Genomic DNA, 24,061 nt, shown 5'->3' with positions numbered 1-24,061 from the left:
AGAAGGCTGGATGTCGAAATTCGAAAAAGACGATTATTATCTGACACCAGAGGGGTACGTTGTATTTACTGAAAAGTATCACCTTAAACGAGGCTATTGCTGCCAAAGCAACTGTAGGCATTGCCCTTATAAGAAAAAGAAACGCCCCTCATCAGGGGACTATGGCCCGGTTCAGGAATAATTTTTATCCCCATTTGCGACTAATAATTAAAAATATACCTTTGGCACTTTCATTAAATTATACTCAGAAATATATATGGTGGTCACTAATGATATAAAAGAAATAATTCCGCACTGCAATTTATTTGAAGTATTAGAGAATCAAATGGGCCATGAGCAGGTAGTATTCTGTTATGATAAGGCTACCGGACTTAAAGCTATTATTGCTATTCATAATACGATACTGGGACCATCGCTAGGTGGCACACGGATGTGGAAATACGATAACGAGTCGCAGGCATTGAATGATGTGTTGCGCTTGTCCCGTGGGATGACATATAAGGCATCTATAAGCGGGACTAAATTTAGGAGGAGGCAAAGCAGTTATAATTGGCGATAGCAAAAAGGATAAAACTGATGCTATGTTTCAAAAGTTTGGTGAGTTTGTAAATAGCCTCAATGGACGTTATATAACTGCCGAAGACGTAGGAACATCAACAAGTGATATGGTTAATGTTTCGAAAAAAACGAAGCATGTAACCGGACTTCCTGAAGCTATGGGTGGTGGTGGCGATCCATCGCCTGTAACAGCATATGGTGTGTATATGGGAATGAAAGCTTCGGCAAAGGAGATGTGGGGCAGCGATAGCCTTGCAGGTAAAAAGATAGTAGTACAGGGATGTGGTCATGTAGGCCAGAGCCTTGTAAAATACGTATCTGACGAAGGCGCCAAAGTTTATGTTGCCGATATAAATGAGGACACCCTCAAGCGTATGAATGCTGAGCATAAAGCCGAAGTAATAGATAAGGATGCGGTATATAGTTTTGAAATGGATATATACGCCCCTTGTGCTTTGGGTGCCACGCTTAACGACACTACCATACCGCAATTAAAATGTGCCGTTGTTGCTGGTGCTGCCAACAATCAATTGCACGATGAGAATAAGCATGGCAACATGCTAAAGGACAAAGGCATCATTTACGCTCCCGACTTTTTAATTAATGCCGGTGGTCTAATTAATGTGTACAGCGAACTTAATGGTTATAATCGAGAAAAAGCGTTAGAATCAACTCGCCATATTTTTAATGTAACTTCTGACATTATCAAGAAGGCGAATGTTGATAATATTCCTACAGTAATGGCTGCCAAACAAATGGCCGAGGCACGCATTGCTGCTAAACTTTCTGCCTAATACGATATTTAATTTAAACGTTCCCTAGGCCTTTTGGTCTGCCCTAAACTATGCTTAACCGAAGACAACTGCGAATAAAAGTAATGCAGGCTCTGTATGCTTTTTTCCAAAACCCTCAGCAGGATGCAACTGTAGCGATTAATAACCTTATTACAAGCAACAAGCGTACCTATGATTTATATATTCTATTGCTCTCAGTTTTTAATGAGCTTGCCTCATTAGAACTTGCTTACATTGATGATGCTCCAAAGCGCCTGGCAACCCGCAATCCCCTTTCATTTCGATCTCGTATTAGTACCATGGCCTTTGTAAAATGGCTTCAGGGCGACTTTATTTTTAACGAATACGTGCGGAAAAATTCTCTATCATGGCAAAAGGAAAAGGATACGTTTGATAAAATTTACTTTAACATAAGGCAGGATCAGGACTATCGCGATTATGTAAACGAAGAAGCGCCCTTGCCCAAAATGGAAAAGGCGTTGTTAAAAAAAATATTTACTGAGTACTTTGAGAAGAATGAAGTGTTCTCGCATTACATTGAGGAGCAAAACGTTTTTTGGGCCGAAGGTTTTGAAATGCAATGCGCATACGTTCATAAATCACTTGATTCCTTCAACCCCTCATCTTCAAAAAACAGCATTTTGCCGGCATATAAAGAGACCGAAGAAGACATTGATTTTATTCGGAAATTATTTACCGAAACCATTCGTAACGACAAGGAGTTTGCTACGCTTATCAGTGAAAAAACAAAAAATTGGGATGTCGACCGCATTGCTATAATGGATGTCATCTTACTTAAAATGGCTCTTTGCGAAGTACTTTACATGCCAAACATTCCAATTAAAGTAAGCATAAATGAATACATTGACATTAGCAAAATATACAGTACTCCAAAAAGCAATTCTTTTATAAATGGAATAATTGATAATCTTGTTATTGAACTTAAGCGACAAAGCAAAATTACAAAGACCGGGCGGGGACTTGTTGAATAATCCTAGTAGCCATGCATTTGTTAGCAACACTTACATTAAGATTAAACTACTACCCCACTTTGGCCTAATGGCCAAAGGTGTCAGCTAATTGTAATTTCATTGGCATATTTTCTAACTTTAGAATATCACGCAAGGTTGCGCTTTCAACTACATGGTAATTTTATAATTTCGCACGCTCTGAAATATTATGTTAGCACTAATTAGAAAAGAACTTAACAGTTTTCTCAACTCAGTAATTGGCTATATAGTCATTATCGTGTTCCTGCTTACTATAAGCCTATTTCTGTGGATATTTCCCGATAGCGACCTCAACTTGCTTGCAAACGGGTATGCTTCGTTAGACCCTCTTTTTATTATTGTTCCCTGGGTTTTTATGTTTTTAATACCAGCAATTACGATGCGTGCTTTTGCCGAAGAAAAAAAATCAGGCACGCTGGAATTATTACTTACCAAACCAATGAGCGAAATACGAATTGTAAGTGCCAAGTTTCTGGCTGCATCGGTTATTGTGTTGTTTGCCTTATTGCCTACACTCATTTACTACTTCACTATACATCAATTGGGCACTACTAAAGGGAATATTGACATTGGTGCCACCTGGGGCTCCTACATTGGTTTGTTAATGCTTGGGATGATTTATGTCTCCATCGGCATTTTTGCAAGTTCTATTACCGATAATCAGGTAGTTGCTTTTATAACCGGATTGTTTCTTTGCCTGGTTTGTTTTATTGGATTCGAAAAACTGTCGCTGTTGCCAATGCCCAATCAGGTAAGTAATGTGTTCATTTTGTTGGGGATCAATGCACACTACATTAGTATAAGCCGCGGTGTGATTGATACACGCGATTTAATATATTTTGTATCGGTAATCGTATTCTTTTTAATGGCCGCCCGGTTGGTACTGGAAAGCCGCAAATGGAAATAATTGAAAACAGTTTATATATCAATAACAATTGAGCAGTTTATTAAAATGAGCTTTAGTTTAAAAAACATAAAACGCTAAAAGGGCAAACGCCAAATGAAAAAGTCGCAACAACTTATCTACTTTTCGTTGGTTACCGCAGTAATTGTGGTAATTAATATATTGGCAAGCTATCTCTTTACAAGGATTGACTTAACCGAAGATAAGCGGTTTACACTTTCCACAAATACACGTGTTGTGTTGTCTGAGTTGAATGATGTGGTTTTCTTCAAAGTTTACCTTGAAGGCGACCTGCCTCCGGATTTTAGGCAATTGCAAAACGAGATTAAAGACAAACTCAACGAAATGCGCATTTATGCAAAAGGCAATCTCGAATACGAGTTTATTGATCCCGGAGCATTGGAAAGTGATAAACAAAAAGAGAGCCTGGCGAAACAATTGATAGGTAAAGGAATTTTTCCAACAACTATTCAAACAAAGGAGAGTGATGGCAGTTCACAAAAAAGTCTTTTTCCGGGAGCGGTTATTACCTACAACAACAATGAGCAAAGTTTAAATTTTATTCAAGAGCAAATTGGCGTGAGCGATGAGCAATTGCTTAATACATCTATTCGCACACTTGAGTACAACATCGTTAATAAACTTAGAGCAATGACCCAAAAGCGTCCCCATCAGATTTGTTTTTTGCAAGGGCAAGGCGAATGGACCAGTGGTTATATGGGTGATATTACCAACGAGCTTAACAATTCATACATTACCGAGTATAAGGCTATTGATGGAAAACTCAATGCGCTTAACAATTATAGGGTAGTAGTAATTGCCAAACCGGATTCTGCCTTTGACGAAAAGGACAAATTCATTCTTGATCAATTTATTATGAAAGGTGGCCGTGTGCTTTGGTTGTATGATTATGCTTATGCCAACATGGACAGCCTTACTCGCGCTGATGAAAGCATTGCCATACCGCTAGACCTCAACCTGAATGATATGCCCTATCGTTACGGTGCCCGTGTAAACGTTAATATGATTGCCGATTTGCAAAGTGTTCCCATTCCAATTGTAATGGGCAACACCGGCAATAAACCCCAAATGGCCATGCGCCCTTGGATTTACTTCCCCATGATTTTTCCAGTGAGTACCCACCCACTAGTAAATAATCTGAATGCAGTAAAATTTGAATTTTGCAGTTCGGTTGATACCATTGCTGTAAAAGGAATTCGAAAGACGATATTGCTTGCAACCTCTCCATACAGTCGAGAGTATAATTTACCATCAAGATTTAGCTTGGAAATGATTCGCAAGCAACCTGACCGCACTTTATTTAATGAAGGCACAAAATCGCTTGGTGTATTATTAGAAGGCTCATTTAGTTCTTTATTCAAAAATCGGATTCCACCAACTATTGCTAACGACACCGCCATTGGTTTTAAAGAAGAAGGTGTGCCAACCAAAATGATTGTAATTGGTGATGGGGACATTATTAAGAACGGAATAAATAAATCGACCGGTAAAATATTTCCTTGTGGCTACGATCGCTACAATAACCGAATGTTTGGCAACAAGAGCCTGATACTTAACATGATTGATTATTTAGCCGATGATAGCAACCTGATAGAATTACGTAATAAGGAAATAAAACTTCGCTTGCTCAACCGTGAAGTGGTGAAGGCAAATGCCTCCATTATAAAAATAGTAAATGTAGTAGCACCTATTATTTTCCTACTTCTTATTGGCATAATAAAATGGTGGTGGCGCAGAAGGCTATATGCAAGCACCACGAATTGATATTTAAATAGACTCTAAAAAAAATGCAGCGGTTACAATAATCGTTGCAACTTGTAAATACAAAAAATAGAAATGAAACGTAATTTACTCCTGCTCCTTGCACTAGCTGCTTTAGGCGGAATCACCTGGTATTTCATTGGCACAAGTGGCACAAGCACTTTACAACGCGAACTAAGTGATTTTGCAGTTGAGGATACAGCATCAATCACAAAAATTTTTATCGCAACAAAAGAAGGACAACAAATTACCCTTAAGCGCAAAGACGCAAACACATGGATTGTGAATGATGCATTTATAGCTCGCCCAGATGCCATTCGTTTACTACTATTAACGATAAAGCAAGTAGAAGTGCGCAGCCCTGTTGGCAAGAGGGCATACAATAATATCATTAAGCGTATTGCTGCCAATGGTGTAAAGTGCGAAGTGTATGCAAAAGATGAATTACTTAAGACCTACTATGTTGGAGGTCCTAATCAGGATCAATTGGGAACCTATATGTACTTAGAAAATAGTGCGGTGCCATTTATCACCCATATTCCTGGGTTTAATGGATATCTTACTCCGAGGTACATTACCAATATTTACGATTGGCGCGATAAGCGTGTGTTTGCCATAGCAAATGGAAATATTAAACAGTTGCAAATAGAAAGTCGCGAACTTCCCAACATTGATTTTAGTCTGGCTGTAAATGGTGCGAAAGACTTTCAGATTACCGACAAACTTTCGAATGAAAGTTATGCTGCCGATGCAGATAAAATTGCGATGTATCTTAAGATAATTGGTAAAAGCTCTTTTGAAGGCGTTGAAACACATCTCTCACGACAAGTGATTGACTCCACTTTAAACCTGGGTTGGTTTAGAAAAATAACTGTTACAACCGGTGATGGTAAAGAGATTATGATGCAAATGTACAAGCTGAAAAATCTTGAAGTAGATCCTGATGCAACAGAACCTCCCCCCAATAGGCCTATACATGATAAAGATCGTTTTTTGGCAAGAATTAATGAGGATAGTTTATTTGTACTTGCCCAATATCAAATGTTTGACAAGTTATTTCAGAAACCTGAAATATTCAAATAGTTGAATTAAACTTTTCCAAGAAATTCCATCAATTCAGCCTCGGTTTTAATTTTTACTTCACGGGCTTTACTACCTTCAAATGGTCCTATAATGCCGCTTGCTTCTAACTGATCAACCAGGCGACCTGCACGGTTATAACCCAACTTTAACTTACGCTGCAACAAACTTGCACTTCCTTGTTGATTCTGCACAATGATTCGTGCGGCCTCTTCAAACAAAGGATCTCTATCGGCAGCCGAGAAATCGGCAACTGACCCGGATTCACCTTCGGGGCCCACATATTCAGGCAGCATAAAGGCTTCAGGATATCCGCGCTGCGCGCCAATGAAGTCTGTAATTTTTTCAACCTCGGGTGTATCAACAAAAGCACATTGTATACGCAGCAAATCTGCTCCGGTACTTAGCAACATATCACCTCTTCCAATTAATTGATCGGCACCTCCGGCATCCAAAATAGTTCGCGAATCTATTTTGCTGGTAACACGAAATGCAATACGTGCAGGGAAATTTGCCTTTATAGTTCCGGTAATAATATTTACCGAAGGTCGCTGTGTGGCAATAATTAAGTGGATACCAATGGCACGGGCCAATTGCGCAAGGCGGGCAATAGGCATTTCTACTTCGCGGCCGGCAGTCATTATAAGGTCGGCAAACTCATCTACTACAAGCACAATATAAGGTAGAAAACGATGGCCGTTTTCTGGATTTAATCTTCGTTGAATAAACTTGGCATTGTATTCTTTTAAATTACGCACTTGTGCATCTTTAAGCAGTTCATAACGATTATCCATTTCTATGCAAAGCGAATTGAGGGTATTCACAACTTTTTTGGTATCGGTAATTATTGCTTCTTCTTCGCCCGGAAGTTTGGCTAAAAAATGTCGCTCGATTTTCTTGAAAAGAGTAAGCTCTACTTTCTTAGGATCTACTAAAACAAACTTTACCTGAGCTGGATGTTTTTTATATAGCAACGAAACAAGTATAGCATTTAACCCAACCGATTTACCTTGCCCGGTAGCACCTGCCATTAGTAAGTGAGGCATCTTGGCAAGGTCGGTAACAAATACTTCGTTAGAAATTGTTTTTCCTAAAACGATAGGTAAATCATAGTCACTGTTTTGAAATTTTTCGGATGCAACTACCGAACGCATAGAAACCACATCAGCGGTTTGATTTGGAACCTCTATGCCTATGGTTCCTTTGCCGGGTATAGGTGCAATTATTCGTATACCAAGAGCGGCAAGGCTTAAGGCAATATCATCTTCGAGGTTTTTAATTTTTGAAATACGCACACCAGCTTGCGGCACTATCTCAAATAGGGTAACGGTTGGACCTACAGTTGCTTTAATTTTTTCAATTCCAATATTGTAATGCCCCAGCGTTTCAACAATTTTATTCTTGTTCGATTCAAGTTCGGCTTTCAATTCTTCGGGCGATAATTTGCTCTTATTACTAACATAATTTTCAAGCAAATCAATATCCGGAAACTGATAGGATGATAAATCAAGCTTTGGATCATACTCTCCCATATTAGCCAACACTTGTTGCACATTCATTTCTGTCTCTTCTTCGGGCAACAGGCTATTTTCAATAGTCAATGGCACCGTGCTTTCAATAACATCAGTAGTTTTATCCTCTTCAGTAACAGCTATGGTTTCTTCAATAATATCATCTGGTGGCATAATTATTTCCAACTCCTGTGTATCGGCTACTTCTAATATGGGAGATTTTAAAGCAATATTCTCAACCAACTCAGGAGATGATGTAACATCAAACTCAACCGGCTCAAATACCTGATGGTTCACCAATCGTTCTTCTTCTAATACAGGTGCATTGGCAGTTTGTTCCAAAATTTCCTTCTGCATCATTTGTGTTTCATCGGGCTGCATTTTCTTTTTCGACAAATCAAATTTTATATTGAAATACAAAGAAGAAAATGCCGTTGCGGCAAACAGTAAAAACAACACGGTGCCTAAGGAGCCCATTGCCGATTGCAACCACACAGCCATATTGAATCCATACTTACCAGCAATAAAAAGAAATTCACTTTTGTTAAGTAATACAAAGCCGCAAGTTGCAGGCACCCAAAACAATAAAAAAAGCGACATAGCAGCCACTCGTGGCCAACTAAAAAATTTGGCTTTGAACAATAAAACAAAGCCTGCCAAAAATGAAACCATCGAAAAAACCAACGAAGCAATTCCAAAGGATTTGTATATAAATAAGTGCGCAAGAATAGCCCCTGTTTTTCCCATCCAATTATTGAGCATAATATTTGTATCGCCAAACAATTGCCAATAACCGGTATTTGCTACTTTATCAAAATCCGATTGATAGGAGAATAAATAACCTGCAAACGACAAAAAAGAAAATAAAGCAAATAGGGTGGCTAAAAATCCGGCAGCAAGAATCCATTTAGAAAAATCCCTGGGTTGTTGAATTTCGGTTTCTTCAACTTCTGCTTCAACTTCTGCTTTCTTCTTTTTACGAACGTTGCGTGAGTTTTTCTTGTCTGCCATATTATCCAATATTTCAGGTTCGGGTAGGGTTTCAATTACTGGCTCTTTATATCTGTTACCTTTCAACATAGTTTAGTGATTTGCTGGTTTAGTGATTAAATTCTTTGATGTATGATAGCGCGTAAGCCACATGGCTCTTTGATGATTGGTAAAATTAATCTTTCGGGAGGCTTGTTCTTGCTGCATTACGAAGATGATTTCTGATTTTTTTAACAGCACTATAATTTCTGCCAATGCAACACAGGCAACACTTACAGGCCATTTGTGTTAATAAAGGCAGAAACTTAAACAAGAGCTTGTTTTATTAATGCCCGTTATTTTTTGATAACAAAAAAACTATTGTACATTCGTCTCATACTATTCAGAAGGATATATGAAACAATGTGCATCCACCGTATGTATGGTCAGACCCGGGCATTTTGGCTATAACATGCAAACTGCTTCATCAAACAAATTCCAGGTAAACACCGATACAGATATGTCGTTGGTCATGACCGAGTTTGATCATATGTACCATCAATTAATAAACGCTGGAATAGAGGTATTCGTATTTGATGATAAAACAGATGTAATCACCCCTGACAGTATTTTTCTCAATAATTGGTTTGCTATGCTACACAACCAAAACGCATTTATTTTCCCAATGATGGCCGAAAACAGGCGTCACGAAAAAAGAAATGATATAATAGAGACGCTGGCAAAAAAACACAAAACACAAACTATTGAAGACTGGAGCCGTTACGAAAAATCAAATGAGTTTCTTGAAGGCACAGGAAGCATGGTACTGGATCATGTAAATGCTATTGCCTATGCAAGCCTTAGCGAGCGTACCCATGAGCAACTATTTTTGCATTTTTGCAGCTACATAAATTACAAACCAGTCACCTTCCGAACATTTATAGATCAATTTCCGATATATCATACAAACGTTGTCATGTCTGTAGGCGAAAAATTTGCAGTGCTAGGGTCGCAAAGCTTTTTAAATGCAAGCGAAGAAAGATTAGTAAAACATTATTTGAAAGTGACAGACAAGGAACTAATAGAAATAACCAATAATCAGGTAATGCAGTACTGTGGAAACATTTTGCAATTGCAGGATAAATATGGTGATAAAAAAATATTGCTGTCGGCAAAAGCTAAAAATGCCTTTACACCCGAGCAGTTAGAAATACTTGAAAAGCATGGCGAGCTATTGGTTTGCAATGTGGATACTATTGAAACCATTGGTGGTGGAAGTGTAAGGTGTATGGTTGCTGAAGTCTTTTAAACTAATTAACATGAAAGATATTGAAAATACAAATGATATAATATTGCTGGTTGATGAGTTTTACAAAAGTGTAAATGCAGACGAATTACTATCACCGGTTTTTAACCAAAGTGCCAAAGTGAACTGGGATACACATCTCGAAAAAATGTACCGTTTCTGGGGCACCATGCTAATAGGAACTATGAATTATTCGGGGTCGCCCTTTGATAAACATGTAGGACATGGCATAGCTTCTATTCATTTTGACCGCTGGCTTGCCATGTTTACAAAAACTATTGACCTACATTTTGAAGGCCCCAAGGCAGAAGAAGCCAAGGCCAAAGCGGCCAATATTGGCAACATTTTTAATAATAAATTGCAAAATATCTAACTATAAACAGCAAAATATATGTGATGAATAATTTTGATGAAATAAATCGTTTGGTTGAAAAATTAATACATTTGCACCAAGAGAGTGCAGAAAAGAATAGTAGTTTGAATGATGAAATTGGCAAGTTGACTAGTCAACTTGTTAAAAAGGAGGAACAAATTTCGATGCTGCAACGAAATCTCGAAGTTGTCAAGTTAGATAGCGGCAATGGCACGTCAGATGAAAAGGAAGAATTGAAGCGCAAACTGAATATGTATATTGTAGCAATTGACAAATGCTTAAGCGGAATGAAGATATGACTGAAGCCACAACCATAGAAGTTGTTCAAATAGCAGACCTGGATTTTAAAATCAGTATATCAAATTCCGAACGAGAATCGTTAACAACAGCAGTTTCTGAAATAAATCAAAGAATAAAGGCTTATAAAAAGCAATACGATATTCATGACCGTACACAATTGCTGGCTATGACTTTAATTAAATTGGCAACCGACTTTGAGGTTTTTAGGGCAGAGGCCAACAAGAGTAAATCTGAGTCCTTAACACATCAACAAGCACTACTTACTAAATTGAATGATTATTTAAATAATCAGACTCGTTCTTTGAAGGTATCATCTAATCAATAAACCCTCGGTTTATTGTCAAGATATCCCGTTTGTTTCCTGACTCTCATATTTAAACTCAACATTTAAATACCATTGGAGCAACACTTAGCGATATTGTAATACAGGCCTCACCGATTGCTACGGTAATCGGATATGTTCGCATATCAGTGGAAGTAAGAATGTATCCGGATGCTCCACCCATGTATAATTGGGGTTTAAAATGGTAAGGGAAGCAAGCGGGTTTTTTATTGGCTATACTCAAGGCTGGCACATACATTTTTCGGTTGTCCGAAATTTCGCCATGCATTGGTTATCAATATATTTAAATGGTCTTAAGTAAAATTTTAGTTTAACAATTTATCAGCAAATATTTTAAATAAAAAAATGGATTCTACTATATTATTAGTTATAACAGCTGTGTCGTGCCTGGTGGTCGGGGCAGCGTTGGTGTATTTTATAATGAACAAAACCGCCTCAGGCAAAGTGTTAGCTGCAAGCGAGCAAGCCAAAGCAATTGTTCATGAAGCAGAAGCAAAGGCCGAGGTTGTTCAGAAAGACAAGCTACTGGAAGCCAAAGACAAGTTTTATCAACTAAAAACTGAGCATGATAAAAAGATTGCAGAGCGTGAGAAAAACATGGTTAACAATGAAAATAAGCTAAAGCAACGCGAGCAATTGGCCAATCAGCAAATAAATCAGCAAAAGGAGCAATTAGCGCGGAAGCAAGCGGAAGTTGAAGCCATTCAGATAAGTTTGAAGAATCAACAAGACCAATTGGAAAAGCGTAAGTCAGAGGTTGACAAGGCGCATGAGAAACAAGTACAGCAATTAGAAAAAATAGCCGGCTTGAGCCAGGCTGATGCAAAATCTCAATTAGTGGAAGCACTTAAAAATGATGCCAAGGCAAGTGCTATGTCATTCATAAAGGAAACGGTAGAAGAAGCAAAACTCACCGCAAGTAAAGAAGCAAAAAAGGTAGTAATTCAAACTATACAGCGTGTAGCTACCGAGCATGCTATAGAAAATGCAGTTACCGTTTTTAATATTGACAATGATGAAATTAAAGGAAGAATAATTGGAAGAGAAGGAAGAAACATTAGAGCACTAGAAGCAGCTACAGGGGTAGAAGTAATAGTAGACGATACTCCGGAAGCAATCATACTTTCATGCTTTGATCCGGTTCGCAGAGAATTGGCGCGTCTTGCACTTCATCAACTGGTGAGTGATGGGCGCATACACCCTGCACGTATTGAAGAAGTGGTTAACAAAGTGCGCAGACAGTTGGAAGATGAAATTGTGGAGGTTGGCAAGCGTACTGCTATAGATTTAGGAATACATGGCCTTGCCCCTGAATTAATAAGGATGGTGGGCCGCATGAAATACCGAAGCAGTTACGGACAAAATTTGTTGCAGCATAGCCGCGAAGTTGCTAATCTATGTGCTATAATGGCAACCGAATTGGGCTTAAATGTTAAGCTAGCGAAGCGCGCAGGACTTTTGCATGATATAGGCAAAGTTTCCGAAGACGAACCTGAATTGCCACATGCTATACTGGGAATGAAGCTTGCAGAGAAGTTTAAGGAGAATGCTGAAGTGTGTAATGCTATAGGAGCACATCACGATGAAATTGAAATGACCAGTTTAATATCGCCCATCATACAGGTGTGTGATGCAATATCCGGTGCACGACCAGGTGCGAGGAGAGAAATTGCCGAGCAGTATATGAAGCGTCTTAAAGACCTTGAATCTTTGGCTTCTTCTTATGCAGGAGTCGAAAAATCTTTTGCCATTCAAGCAGGACGTGAGCTTCGTGTAATAGTTGAAAGTGGTAAAGTAAATGATAAACAGGCCGATGACATGTCGTTCCAAATAGCCCAACGCATACAAAACGAAATGACCTATCCCGGTCAGGTGAAAGTTACCGTTATACGTGAAGTACGAAGTGTAAATATTGCCAAGTAATTTTCTACCGATACATCTTTTAAAACACTGCTTTTATTGGGCAGTGTTTTTTTTGTCAGAAGAAAAACGTTAATAGTGGTGCATTATTATTAGATGGTAAAAGGTAACAGCTACCCTACCCTATTTCTTATGCTGTAAAAGAAATATTATTTTTCTGCCTTTATAATATCAATCTCTCAAATATTGATATCAATAGCAGGTGATTATTAACGGTGAGGTTATTAGTTGCAATTGTACTTAATCATCACTGTGTCCTTTCGAATTTTGGACCTTACCTGAACGCCACATTTTATCTTCTTCCTCCAATTGCTTTTTCAATTCGCTGCTCATTTCTCCAGCTTTTAACGAATCAAGATTTGGCTGTCCGGCATTGACCCAAGCGGTGTACCAAAAACTACCAACCGCAATTATAGAGCTCCTCATTCTTCGTTCTACCATCCCATTTAGCAATTTGTCATAATCTGCTGTATATGCCTTGGAATATGTTTTTACAGTAGTAACACCGCGCTGTTCAAAGGCGTACTTCTTATCCTGATCATACTTGGCATTAAGTATTCTCTCAAACCTTAATACAGAATCGTGTGCAGCATAACTCTCGCGTACTACATTCCATATGTATTCCTGAGGGTCCTTAATATATTCGGCACGGCCTACAAGGTAATCGTAATCGTTGCCATACGATTCAGGTATTCGGCTTTCCCAAAAGCCATGAATGCCGTGTTGCCCCGTTAACTGTCCATTGTAATTTTGTGTGCAGTGCAAGGGTACATGTGCATCGCCAACGTAATGTCCCAGGTCGGCCGAGTAATGAAGAATTTTTTCTACATTCCCATTTCGCATGGCTGCCGTTAGATACCCTAAAACGCGAACTACATGCCAGGGCACTATGCCATATTCATTCAATGTATCTTCTGTGAATTTTTTAACAGCCTCATCCCATTTTTTGGGTAAGGTATCAAATGGGTTTTCACCATAATGATCAAGATCGATATAATGACGGGGGGCTTCTTCCTTAATGGCATATCTACGCTTATCAGGATCGACAGCGTGTTCAGTAACAAACTCCAGATGTTGCTTGTAAAAGCCTAGCATCTCTGGTGGAAGGGTAAAAACACTCATCCTGTTAATGCGCTGATGCCCCCAAAAGCCCCAGGAACATAACACGATGCCAACAACTAAAATTGATGCGATAAGTAAACCAGGATGTAAATTTTTCTGTTGCATATTATTTACTCAACACTTTCTTCCCATGCGCTAAAAAGCAAATCGAGTAACTCGTTTTCTTCGCGGGTAACTTTCTGGTCAGCTGTAACCAGTTTCATTACCATATCAATAAATTTGTTGCGCTCCTCAACGGTGCTATCACTATAAAAATCATCCATGCATTTTGCAAAGTGCGACTTATACTCATGCAAACCTAGGTTGCTGATTATTTCCATTTCGTTGTCTAAGTTGGTTGTGAATGGAAACGAATCAACCAAATACTTCCTTATCACCAAATCTTCTTCGTAATTAAACTCGTTGTCAATGGCGCATAATATGTGCAACATGTGATAACCTGCGATAGCTAAATTCATTCTTTCTGGCATGGCTAAATGGATTTTTATTTTATTAATAGCTTGCGAAAATAATTATTATATGTAACAGTGCAATTTTCTTAGTTATGCTATTATGTTAAAATGCCGATTAATAGTTTGCTGTTAATTGGTTTAGCATTGAAAAAATATTGAAACACTATAGCTTTTGCTTTTTAGTTACCTGATAAAATTAAAAGTCGAAGCCTATAAGTGTTAGCTTGCAGCATAGAGATGCAAATAAATGTATCTCAAGTAATAGCGAAACTTGCCGAATGAGCTTTGAATTACACCCGCATTTTTTGGCTAATTGAAAGCACATCTTGGTGCGAAATGCAGAAAATCTTAGGGCAGGTGGCTCATACACAAATTAAAAAAAGAAACCATCGCATATACTTAACGTAACAAACTAAGTGCTACAATGTGAGAATTGTTATTTTAGAAAATCTCCAACTTGAATGCTTGATGTTACTAATAAAAGTTTCTATTGAATTATTAAAACTTAGTTTTAAAGTCAATGCAAAAAGAGTTTTTCAAAAGGGCTATTTATCAAATCCAGTTTGAACAACGCGTTATCAATTTCACGCTATTCCATAAAAACACGAACACCACTAAATAGACATCGGTACATGTTTCTTAAGACGATGAGTAACTGGGCTTATAGCACAAGTTTCGGTTTTCAAAAAAAACTGCTCATGGCTTTTTGTTGCCATGAGCAGTAGTACTTCTGCTATTATGTTTTTGAGAATCTCTTTTATTGGTATCGTTAAATAAGGAGATTATTCAGACACCTTGATTTATTTAATGTATTGCCAATTTCACTTCTTCAAATCATAACGATCGGCATTCATTACCTTAATCCATGCATTTACAAAATCGTGAACAAATTTTTCCTTGTTATCGTCTTGCGCATAAAACTCTGCATAAGCGCGCAATATACTATTGGAGCCAAACACGAGATCTACGCGTGTTGCAGTCCATTTTGTTGCACCACTTTTACGATCCACTATATGATATAAATTTTCGCCAGCAGGCTTCCATGAATTATTCATATCAGTAAGGTTTACAAAAAAGTCGTTTGTTAGAACACCTTCGTGGTTAGTAAATACACCATGCTTGGTGCCGCCATAATTTGTTCCTAGTACGCGCATGCCACCAATTAGTGCAGTCATTTCTGGGGCAGTAAGACCCATAAGTTGCGTGCGGTCTAGCAGTAATTCTTCAGGTGTCGCGGCATAACTCTTTTTTTGATAGTTGCGGTAGCCATCGTGCAACGGCTCAAGCACTGCAAAGGATTCTGCATCGGTCATTTCAACGGTAGCATCTCCCCTGCCTGTATTAAATGCAACCTTAATCTTTACGCCTGCATCATGGGCAGCCTTTTCAATAGCAGCACAACCACCCAATACAATCAAATCTGCCATGCTAATTTCTTTGCCCCAGGCTGTTTTTATTTCATTAAGGGCTGCAAGCACTTTATTCAATCGCGCAGGTTCGTTGCCTTCCCAATGTTTTTGCGGAGCAAGGCATATCCGCGCACCATTGGCACCACCTCTAAAATCTGAACCACGAAACGTTCTTGCACTATCCCATGCCGTGTTTATTAATTCGGCATTGCTTATTCCGCTGCTTAAAATCAGACCTTTTAATTTATCAATTTCGTTATCACTCAATAGGTAATTTACTGCTGGAATTGGGTCTTGCCATATTAACTCTCCACTTGGAACATCTGCACCAAGATATCGACTCTTTGGGCCCATGTCGCGATGTGTTAATTTAAACCATGCCTTGGCAAATGTTTTGGCAAAGTAATCAGCGTCTTTATAAAACTTATCTGAAATTTTTCTATATTCAGGATCCATTTTCAGCGCCATATCAGCATCGGTCATAATCGGATTTCTGCGCACTCCCGGTAAATGAGCATCTAATGGTTTATCTTCCTCCTTCATATTTATCGGCTCCCATTGCCATGCACCTGCCGGACTTTTCTTTAATTCCCAATCATTATTTAGCAATAAGTGGAAGTAGGTATGATTCCATTTGTTAGGTGTTGTAGTCCAGGCACCTTCTAAACCGCTGGTTACAGTTTCTTCAGCATTGCCTTTGCTTTTTGTATTTACCCAGCCAAAGCCTTGTGTTTCTAACTCAGCACCTTCGGGCTCGGGGCCAAGTATAGCTGCATCGCCATTCCCATGCGCCTTTCCTATAGTATGCCCTCCGGCAGTTAAGGCTACTGTTTCCTCATCATTCATTGCCATACGCTTAAATGTGGTTCGCATATCCTGGGCAGTACGCAATGGATCTGGATTACCACCTACTCCTTGCGGATTCACATAAATCAATCCCATTTGAACAGCGGCCAAAGGATTCTCGAGTGTTTCACTACTCGAATCGTTTGTATAGCGTTCCTTAGCTAGCCACTCCTTTTCGGCTCCCCAGTATATATCTTTTTCAGGATGCCAAATATCTTCGCGACCACCGCCAAAACCAAATGTTTTGAAACCCATTGATTCGTAAGCCATGTTACCGGCAAGAATAAACAAGTCGGCCCATGATATTCTATTGCCATACTTTTTCTTTACAGGCCAAAGAAGTCTGCGAGCTTTATCAAGATTAGCATTATCGGGCCAACTATTTAGTGGAGCAAAACGCTGATTGCCTGTATTGGCACCACCACGGCCATCTGACAAGCGGTATGTTCCGGCAACATGCCAGGCCAGACGAATCATTAATCCACCGTAATGTCCCCAATCGGCAGGCCACCAATCCTGACTATCGGTCATTAGTTTTTTCAAGTCTGTTTTAAGTGCTTCTAAATCTAACTTTGCAAATTCTTCGGCATAATTAAAATCTCCTCCATATGGATTTGTTTTGGAATCATGCTGATGCAATATATCCAGGTTAAGCGTTTTGGGCCACCAATTGGTAACGGTATGTTGCGACTCAGTATTTGCTCCATGCATTACCGGGCATTTTCCATTTTTTGAATTTTCCATTTTCGTTTTTTTATGATTTTGATTTATTACTATTTCTGAAACAATTGATGCTAGTTGCTTGCAGGCCCATTTAATTAAAGGTGTGCTTTCCAATTTCGAAAACTAATTACTTAAAGCATTAAACTAACTTGGCAAATATAGCTGTACCTAACTTATCAAAAAGGAAAAAAAATATGATAGTTATCGTTTGTTGATAATTAAAGAAAAATCAATTGTGCTTAGTTTTCTAAAATGAAAGTTGAATAGACCATTCTAAAAAAAATGCATACTAGAATTGGATATTAAGAAAACGGTATTCGCAATACGATTACTTTTTTTTACTCCGAATTGCTTCTCGATTGCACCTTTGAAAAATAGCAATTGAGATATTAAAAAATGATTTCCATTTTTTTGATCATTAATAAATTAAAGAAATAATGCCTGGCGTCTTTTGTGTTATTACTTATTCAATTCCTTTCGCGCAGCATCTAACGATGCTTTATAAACAAGTTCAGAAATAGTTTGACCATTTTTGAAATAATAAATTCCACCCCAGTTATATTTTACTTTTTTGTAAGTGTCTTGCCCACTTTTTCTTTTAACAATCGTGATAAAGGTGGTGGTCGTTTTATCAGTTAAGGTATCTTCTGTTATACCTTCCGTATACTCCTTATTGAGCATAGAACCACTGCTCATAGCTGCTCGTTGCATTTTAAGATCTTCAAGACGTTTGGCCTCTACCTCTGTTAGCGCCTTATCTTTTTGATTTTTCTGTTCAAGTGATGCCAACTCATTTTCAATTTTTAAAAGGCTATCGGCTTTAGCTTTAGTTTCGCGTGCTTCCAAAGCCTTAGGATCGCTATTTTGATTTGCCTTCTGTTCAGCAAGTTTTTTCTCCTCAGCAGCCTTACGTTCCGCTATCTTACGCGCTGTTTCGGCCTTTTCTTTTTCTTCATACTCCTGACGTTTTCTTTCGGCTTCCTCTTTTTGTGCAGCTATTCGTGCGTCTTCTTCTGCCTTAATGCGAGCCTCTTCATCAGCCTTTGCTTTCGCTTCAGCTTCAGCTTTAGCTTTTGCCTGAGCAATTACTTCGAGTCGTGCCTTTTCAGCCTCATCTTTTTTTGCAATTTCTAAATCTGTAAGTCGCTTTGCTTCGGCAGTTTTATAATCGGCAATACTATCAACCTGTGCTTTCAATCTTGCCTTTTCCTCTTCGGCTTTCCGCTTATCTTCCGCAATCTTGTATTGGGCTAGCGAGTCAGCTTCGGCTTTGGCCTTCGCATCTGCTTCGGCTTTGGCCTTCGCATCAGCAGCAACTCTTGCTCGCTCATTTTCTTCAGCTTCTTTTTTTGCCTTTGCTTCTGCTTCTAATTTTGTTTTTTCTTCTTCTGCTTTACGTTTGGCTTCGGCAGCATTAAAGCTTGCAATTGAGTCGGCTTCCAGTTTTGCTTTTGCTTCAGCCTCCTTTTTAGCTTTTGCTTCGGCTTCAATGCGCGCCCTTTCTGCTTCCTCTGCTTCTTTGCGAGCCTTTTCCTCTGCTTCCTTTTTAGCTTTTTCTTCGGCAAGAGTCTTTGCTCTTTCAGCTAATTCAGCATCCTTCTTCTCTTTAGCATCTGCTTCAAGTTTTGCCTTTTCTTCTTCTGCTATACGTTTTGCTTCAGCAGCATTATATTTTGCTAATGAATCAGCTTCCAACTTTGCTTTTTCTTCTGCTTCCTTACGCGCTTTTTCTTCAGCAGCCAATCGAGTCTTTTCGGCTTGCTCAGCTTCCAATTTGGCTTTAGCATCTGCTGCTAGTTTAGCTTTTTCTTCTTCTGCTATACGTTTTGCTTCAGCTGCATTATATTTTGCTAATGAATCAGCTTCCAACTTTGCTTTTCCTTCTGCTTCCTTACGAGCTTTTTCTTCAGCAGCCAATCGAACTTTTTCAGCTTGCTCTGCCTCTAATTTAGCTTTAGCATCTGCTGCTAGTTTTGCCTTTTCTTCTTCTGCTATACGTTTTGCCTCGGTTGCATTATATTTTGCTAATGAGTCGGCATCCAGCTTTGCTTTTTCTTCTGCTTCCTTTCGCGCCTTTTCTTCAGCAGCCAAACGAGCTTTTTCTGCTTGCTCTGCCTCTAATTTGGCTTTTGCATTTGCTGCTAATTTTGCCTTTTCTTCTTCGGCTAAGCGTTTCGCTTCAGCTGCATTATATTTTGCTAATGAGTCAGCATCTAGCTTTGCCTTTTCTTCAGCTTCCTTTTTCGCTTTAAGTTCAGCTGCTACACGCGCACGTTCTGCCTCTTCAGCTTCCTTTTTAACCTTGGCATCTGCCTCGGCCTTTGCTTTAGCTTCGGCCAAAGATAGTTTTTCATCTGCCTCAGCCTTTTTCTTTGCTGCGGCCTCATCTTCTTTAAATTTTGCAATCGAATCTTTTTCTGCTTTTGCTGCAGCCAACTGTCGTGCCTCCTCTTCAACTTTATATTTGGAAACACTGTCCTTTGATGCTATTGCTGCTTTGCGAGCAGCTTCGGCTTGCTCATCGGCAAGACGCTTGCGAACTTCTGCATCTTCTTTTTCTTTGGCAACGGCAGCAGCTGCTGCTGCTGCTTTGTCAGATTTCTCTTTCTCTTCGTTTAGTTTGGCCAGGCTATCTGCTTCGGCTTTGCTTTTAGTGGCCGCCAAATCGCGTTCTGCTTTTCCTGCATTCCATTGAGCTATGCTATCGGCCCGCAATTTCGCTTTTGCATCAGCAGCTTCTTTATCTCGAAAAGCCTGTATGGTTTCCATGTTGTTTTTTACTGATTCAAATTCTACTTTTCGTTGCTTATGAAAGCTCTCATCGTAATTAAAGTCCTCTACATTCTGATCATAGGCGATTTTTGCAGCAGGCTTGTTCAACTTATATTCCGCTATTGAATCTATACCGTCTACTTTGCTAAAAAGATCAACTTTGAATTTCATAGAGAAAAGTTCGGTGGTTTCTGAACTTGGTACGGTTGTATTTATTTGCACCGATTTCGTAATGGTGCCGGGCCGGGTAAAATTGATAATGAAATTTTGATTCAAATCCAGATTCAAAATAAACTTACCTCCATTGCTGGTAATAATTTTATCAACTTGCTCGTTCCCTTTCAATACAGTTATTTCAGAGCCTTCCACCCCTTTACCATCCAGTAAAACTGAACCAACCAATTCTAATGAGCCACCTTTTTGCGCTTGAAGCTGTGTTGCTGCAATAAAAAGCGAAATCACCGCTAATATCTTTATCTTCATTTATTTAAATTTTTCCTATCCTTTTCAAATATGATGCTATTATCTATATGAATATATTAATTGAATGTGAAAATTGCCATTTGTCTTGCTTTTTCAAATTCGAAATAATTAAGCGCAGTAGTTGCATTATTATCTTCAATAAACTTAACTAAATTCTCTGTTGAAAGATTTCCGATCAATTTATCTTCTGCAAATGGGCACCCACCAAACCCAAGCAAGGCCGAATCGAATCTTCTGCAACCTTGATTATAAGCAGCCCTTAGCTTACCTTCCCAGTTGGTAGTAGTGCAATGTAAATGAGCACCTATTTCTGCATTGGCATTCACCTTTTGGACAGCGCTAAACACATCTGAAACCTGAGCGGCCGTAGCTATGCCAACGGTATCAGCAATTGAAATGGTAGCAGGAGCCAATGTGTCCAGCTTGCCGGCCCATTCTGCTGTTAATGCTGCAGACCACGCATCACCATAAGGATTACCAAAACCCATTGATATATAAACTACAAGTTGCTTATTATTACGTTCAGTAATCTCTTTTATTTCTTTAAGATTTTCAAATGATTGAGCTATTCCCGCCTTTGTGTTTCGTTGCTGAAAAGTTTCGCTTATGCTAAAAGGAAAACCAATGTAAGAAATGGCTTCAAACTCAGCGGCCATTTCAGCTCCCTTAATGTTTGCAACAATAGCTAAGAGTTTAGTCGCAGATTCGGAAGTATCTAATTGTTGCAATACTTCGGCTGAGTCGGCAAGTTGAGGAATGGCCTTTGGCGAAACAAAACTTACGCAATCCAGAATATCAAATCCTACTTTTAGCAAAGCGTTTAGGTAAGCAACCTTGTTGGCAGTAGGTATAAAATCGTGCAATCCCTGCATGGCATCGCGCGGACATTCTACAAGTGTTATTTTTTTATTTTCGCGCATAAATGTTTGTTGCTCCTTACTGCATATAATGCAGTGATAAAGAAAATTTCATAAGCCTATTTAAGAATAACTCCGCTTGCTATAAAAGTAATATCGTATTGAGGCTCGGTAATTTTTTCTATTTCCTCTTTCGATTTCATAGCATCTTCAGCATAATGACGCAAGTCTTCAACACTGGTAGTATCATAGTAACTATCGCCTTTAAAAATAGCCAGTTTGCCACCACAATCGAATGGCAATTCAAACGCATGGTCTTTCATTTTTACCATCATGGTGCTTCCATCCCCGCGATCAATGTTCATCCAGCAGCCGGCATTCTGACAAACTTCGGCAATTGTGCCTGATACCACAACACCTGTCACCATTTTTTCGTTACTCACTTTACTGTTTAATTCAGCTACTGTCAAAGGTTTTCCCGGTTCAAATTTTTCTCCATAAAAAACTAATGAGTCAGGCGCCTCTGTTTTTGCCGCATTATCGGCAGGTTGGCCACAACTGTATATGAGTGATACAACTAGGATGGCAAGAATAAAATATTTCATCGGTTTGTTATTTTTTGGAAATGCGAAAGTAATAAATATTTGTAAGGTAAACATGTTGAGGCAAGCATAACTTATTCACGCTTAAGCACTATCATGTCTAAAATGAACAAGACATAAATCAGCATAAATGAACATTAATAGAAATAAGCAGGAGTTGATCAGGAGGTTCAATTTTGCAACAAAAAAATCCATCAATTATATTGATGGATTAAATTGGTCGGGGTGGCAGGATTCGAACCTACGACCTTCTGCTCCCAAAGCAGACGCGATACCGGGCTACGCTACACCCCGAAATATGCAACTTGATTAGTTTACTGGATAATTTGTTTTGCGGTGAGGGAGGGATTCGAACCCTCGATACAGGTTTCCCCGTATGACAGTTTAGCAAACTGTTGACTTCAGCCACTCATCCACCTCACCGGTGACTTGGTTGAATTATCCACATAAGCTGTACTATCTATGTTGCACGAGAAAATAAAGAACCACTCTTATTTTTTTTAAGAGGGCGCAAATGTATAAAATACTATTGCCGCAACAAATAAATTTTAGCTTTTATCTTTTTTTTCATCCAAACGGCTGTAAAAACTATTGTTGCTAATAAACTCAGGAACAAGTTCTTTCATAATACTTACCATTTTTAAATCGTCTTGTTGCAGCAAGGCTTCCTTTAATCTAGCTAGATGTTGCGTTAACATATCTCCTTCAACATCGGCTAGTTTTGCTTTTTTAATTTTTGGATGATGTGTAGGTACAACATTCTCGCTATCATTCAATAATTCCTCATAGAGTTTTTCACCGGGGCGAAGCCCGGTATATTTAATTTCAATATCGCGCCCTTCTTTCAAACCCGAAAGGGTAATCATTTTTTGGGCAAGATCGGCAATACGCACAGGCGTGCCCATATCAAACACAAATATTTCTCCACCCTGCCCTATGGTGCCGGCTTCGAGCACCAGTTGACAAGCTTCGGGTATGGTCATAAAATAGCGGGTAATATCAGGATGGGTTACGGTAATATTTTTCCCATCTTCAATTTGTTTTTTAAATAATGGAATTACCGAACCATTGCTTCCCAGCACATTTCCAAATCGTGTTGTTACAAACCTGGTCATATGCTGCTTGTTTTGCCACTGACAATACATTTCGGCTATACGCTTGCTTGCACCCATCACATTGGTGGGGTTCACTGCTTTGTCAGTGGATACCATTACCATTTTTTTACAACCGTATTTAATTGCTGTATCGGTAACCATACACGTTCCAAATATATTGTTGGCTACCGCTTCACTTACATTTTCTTCCATTAATGGAACATGTTTATAAGCTGCCGCGTGAAATACTACCTCCGGCTTGTGCTTACCGAAGATAGTGGCCATGCGTAATTCATTCTTTATATCTGCTATGTAATAATTTATATTGTTATCTGGGTTTGCTGATTTTAATTCCTGCTCAAGATCATACAGCGCACTTTCGGCAGTATCAAGCAATATTAGAGCGGCTGGATTAAAATTGATTACCTGCCTTACAATTTCACTACCAATGCTGCCTGCTGCTCCGGTTATCAATATTGTCTTGTTGTTTAATTCAGTGGATATAGCTTCCGTGTCTAACACGATAGGATCACGTTCAAGCAAATCTTCAACTTTTATTTTCTTAATCTGCTTAAAACTTAACTCGCCTTTTATCCAGCTTTTTACCGGTGGCACATCAAGCACCTTGGTATTGTAACGCAGACATATGGCTGCTATCTCAGCTTTTCTGCGTTTCGAAATTTCCGAAATTGCAATTATCAAATGTTTAATCTCATTTTCCTGCAGCAATTTTTCAAGGCTTTCGTCTGTTTGAAAAACTTTTACTCCCTCAATTAATTTGCCTTTGCGATTGACATCATCATCTAAAAACGCAAATACTTTGAAACGTGTGCCTGCATCTCTATCAATAC

The 24,061-nt window shown here is 38.9% G+C and carries 19 protein-coding genes, 2 tRNA genes and 1 pseudogene; 11 read left to right on the top strand and 11 right to left on the bottom strand.

The features are described from left to right. Nucleotides 1–10 precede the first annotated feature (10 nt). The 6 genes and pseudogenes from IPO27_14685 (at nucleotide 11) to IPO27_14660 (ending at nucleotide 6,131) form a co-directional block, all read left to right on the top strand. Nucleotides 11–181, top strand: coding sequence for a hypothetical protein (locus tag IPO27_14685; protein ID MBK8847713.1), 171 nt, complete (start codon nucleotides 11–13; stop codon nucleotides 179–181). 75 nt (nucleotides 182–256) lie between these two features. Then, nucleotides 257–1,352, top strand: a pseudogene (locus tag IPO27_14680) (Glu/Leu/Phe/Val dehydrogenase). Between the two features lie 50 nt (nucleotides 1,353–1,402). Further along, entirely contained in the window at nucleotides 1,403–2,344 is a 942-nt protein-coding gene (gene nusB, locus IPO27_14675) for a transcription antitermination factor NusB (GenBank protein MBK8847712.1), read from the top strand. Nucleotides 2,345–2,531: 187 nt separating this feature from the next. After that, complete coding sequence (gldF, locus tag IPO27_14670; GenBank protein ID MBK8847711.1) at nucleotides 2,532–3,269, top strand: gliding motility-associated ABC transporter permease subunit GldF; 738 nt, start codon at nucleotides 2,532–2,534, stop codon at nucleotides 3,267–3,269. Between the two features lie 93 nt (nucleotides 3,270–3,362). Further along, nucleotides 3,363–5,051 (top strand): gliding motility-associated ABC transporter substrate-binding protein GldG, encoded by a 1,689-nt coding sequence (gldG, locus tag IPO27_14665; protein MBK8847710.1) that lies wholly within the window; start codon nucleotides 3,363–3,365, stop codon nucleotides 5,049–5,051. 72 nt (nucleotides 5,052–5,123) lie between these two features. After that, complete coding sequence (locus IPO27_14660) at nucleotides 5,124–6,131, top strand: DUF4340 domain-containing protein (protein MBK8847709.1); 1,008 nt, start codon at nucleotides 5,124–5,126, stop codon at nucleotides 6,129–6,131. Between the two features lie 5 nt (nucleotides 6,132–6,136). Here IPO27_14660 and IPO27_14655 read toward each other — a convergent pair whose 3' ends face one another. Continuing rightward, a complete protein-coding gene (locus IPO27_14655; protein MBK8847708.1) occupies nucleotides 6,137–8,650 on the bottom strand; it encodes a DNA translocase FtsK 4TM domain-containing protein in 2,514 nt (837 codons plus the stop codon). A 373-nt stretch (nucleotides 8,651–9,023) separates the two neighbouring features. On the opposite strand from IPO27_14655, the gene IPO27_14650 reads away from it, so the two are divergent. Genes IPO27_14650 through IPO27_14635 form a run of 4 tightly spaced genes read left to right on the top strand, consistent with a single transcriptional unit; the run spans nucleotide 9,024 to nucleotide 10,912 of the window. Continuing rightward, entirely contained in the window at nucleotides 9,024–9,917 is an 894-nt protein-coding gene (locus IPO27_14650; protein MBK8847707.1) for an amidinotransferase, read from the top strand. A gap of 10 nt (nucleotides 9,918–9,927) precedes the next feature. Then, nucleotides 9,928–10,287, top strand: coding sequence for a group III truncated hemoglobin (locus tag IPO27_14645; GenBank protein ID MBK8847706.1), 360 nt, complete (start codon nucleotides 9,928–9,930; stop codon nucleotides 10,285–10,287). A gap of 23 nt (nucleotides 10,288–10,310) precedes the next feature. Continuing rightward, on the top strand, nucleotides 10,311–10,586 hold the full coding sequence (locus IPO27_14640; protein ID MBK8847705.1) for a hypothetical protein: 276 nt from the start codon (nucleotides 10,311–10,313) through the stop codon (nucleotides 10,584–10,586). Next, nucleotides 10,583–10,912, top strand: coding sequence for a cell division protein ZapA (locus IPO27_14635; protein MBK8847704.1), 330 nt, complete (start codon nucleotides 10,583–10,585; stop codon nucleotides 10,910–10,912). The genes IPO27_14640 and IPO27_14635 overlap by 4 nt, the downstream gene beginning before the upstream one ends. A gap of 55 nt (nucleotides 10,913–10,967) precedes the next feature. Here the strand turns inward: IPO27_14635 and IPO27_14630 are convergent, their stop codons facing one another. Further along, the gene (locus tag IPO27_14630) at nucleotides 10,968–11,198 is read right to left on the bottom strand and encodes a hypothetical protein (protein ID MBK8847703.1); all 231 of its coding nucleotides are present in this window, start codon (nucleotides 11,196–11,198) and stop codon (nucleotides 10,968–10,970) included. A gap of 77 nt (nucleotides 11,199–11,275) precedes the next feature. Between IPO27_14630 and rny the strand changes: the two genes are divergently transcribed. Beyond that, complete coding sequence (gene rny, locus IPO27_14625; GenBank protein ID MBK8847702.1) at nucleotides 11,276–12,853, top strand: ribonuclease Y; 1,578 nt, start codon at nucleotides 11,276–11,278, stop codon at nucleotides 12,851–12,853. A gap of 237 nt (nucleotides 12,854–13,090) precedes the next feature. On the opposite strand, the gene IPO27_14620 is transcribed toward rny, so the two are convergent. From IPO27_14620 to IPO27_14580, 9 genes are all read right to left on the bottom strand, one after another. Next, nucleotides 13,091–14,077 (bottom strand): S1/P1 Nuclease, encoded by a 987-nt coding sequence (locus IPO27_14620; protein MBK8847701.1) that lies wholly within the window; start codon nucleotides 14,075–14,077, stop codon nucleotides 13,091–13,093. A 5-nt stretch (nucleotides 14,078–14,082) separates the two neighbouring features. Next, nucleotides 14,083–14,442: a TerB family tellurite resistance protein gene (locus tag IPO27_14615; GenBank protein MBK8847700.1), complete on the bottom strand. Its 360-nt coding sequence runs from the start codon at nucleotides 14,440–14,442 to the stop codon at nucleotides 14,083–14,085. A gap of 803 nt (nucleotides 14,443–15,245) precedes the next feature. Further along, nucleotides 15,246–17,423 (bottom strand): catalase/peroxidase HPI, encoded by a 2,178-nt coding sequence (gene katG, locus IPO27_14610; protein ID MBK8847699.1) that lies wholly within the window; start codon nucleotides 17,421–17,423, stop codon nucleotides 15,246–15,248. A gap of 438 nt (nucleotides 17,424–17,861) precedes the next feature. Continuing rightward, nucleotides 17,862–20,657, bottom strand: a complete 2,796-nt coding sequence (locus tag IPO27_14605) for a hypothetical protein (GenBank protein ID MBK8847698.1) — start codon at nucleotides 20,655–20,657, stop codon at nucleotides 17,862–17,864. A 56-nt stretch (nucleotides 20,658–20,713) separates the two neighbouring features. Further along, the gene (locus tag IPO27_14600) at nucleotides 20,714–21,577 is read right to left on the bottom strand and encodes a hydroxymethylglutaryl-CoA lyase (GenBank protein MBK8847697.1); all 864 of its coding nucleotides are present in this window, start codon (nucleotides 21,575–21,577) and stop codon (nucleotides 20,714–20,716) included. A gap of 56 nt (nucleotides 21,578–21,633) precedes the next feature. Beyond that, nucleotides 21,634–22,119: a DUF4920 domain-containing protein gene (locus IPO27_14595; GenBank protein ID MBK8847696.1), complete on the bottom strand. Its 486-nt coding sequence runs from the start codon at nucleotides 22,117–22,119 to the stop codon at nucleotides 21,634–21,636. A 214-nt stretch (nucleotides 22,120–22,333) separates the two neighbouring features. Then, nucleotides 22,334–22,410, bottom strand: a tRNA-Pro gene (locus IPO27_14590). A 40-nt stretch (nucleotides 22,411–22,450) separates the two neighbouring features. Further along, nucleotides 22,451–22,539: transfer RNA gene (locus tag IPO27_14585), tRNA-Ser, on the bottom strand. A 125-nt stretch (nucleotides 22,540–22,664) separates the two neighbouring features. Further along, the gene (locus IPO27_14580; protein MBK8847695.1) at nucleotides 22,665–23,984 is read right to left on the bottom strand and encodes a polysaccharide biosynthesis protein; all 1,320 of its coding nucleotides are present in this window, start codon (nucleotides 23,982–23,984) and stop codon (nucleotides 22,665–22,667) included. Between the last annotated feature and the right edge of the window lie 77 nt (nucleotides 23,985–24,061).

It is taken from the genome of Bacteroidota bacterium (assembly GCA_016714535.1).
In the GTDB taxonomy this organism is placed as follows: Bacteria; Bacteroidota; Bacteroidia; order AKYH767-A; family OLB10; genus JADKFV01.
Note: the sequence above shows the minus strand (reverse complement) of the source record. Positions and strands in the feature narration are given on the sequence as shown.